Source organism: Pseudomonas sp. S36, assembly GCF_016647875.1.
GTDB lineage: Bacteria > Pseudomonadota > Gammaproteobacteria > Pseudomonadales > Pseudomonadaceae > Aquipseudomonas > Aquipseudomonas parafulva.
This window is the reverse complement of record NZ_JACVVG010000105.1, coordinates 1-406: the sequence shown is the minus strand read 5'-3', so window position 1 is coordinate 406 and position 406 is coordinate 1. Positions and strand designations below refer to the sequence as shown.

The window sequence follows — 406 nt, the reverse complement described above, 5'->3', positions numbered from 1 at the left end:
GGCAGACAGTTAATTCCACAGGCTTTTTAATCAACTAATCCGTACTGCGCTACCGTGCGGGCGGTGACTCAATAAGCAAACCATATTCCCTGTGGGAGCGGGTTTACCCGCGAAGAAGCCAGCGGTACTCTGTGCGGCTTGCCCACCGATGACTCGCCATGCTTTATCTGATCGCCTACATCAGCAGCGTCGTGCTGATCAACTATGCCTTTTCCAGCGCCCCGAACCTGGACGTCATCTGGTCTGCCTGGGGTGGGCTGGTGTTCATCCTGCGCGACATGGTGCAGACCCGCTTCGGCCATGGTGCGCTACTGGCCATGCTGGCCGCACTGGTACTGTCGTACGCTACGTCCGAGCCGGGGGGGGGGGGGGGGGGGGGGGGGGGGGGGGGGGGGGGGGGGGGGGG

Annotated in this window: 1 pseudogene; it reads left to right on the top strand. The window is 63.1% G+C overall.

Going from position 1 to position 406, the window contains the following annotated elements:
- Positions 1-158: 158 nt before the first annotated feature.
- Positions 159-406 (top strand): annotated as a pseudogene (locus IAE36_RS23490) (hypothetical protein); the annotation flags it as partial.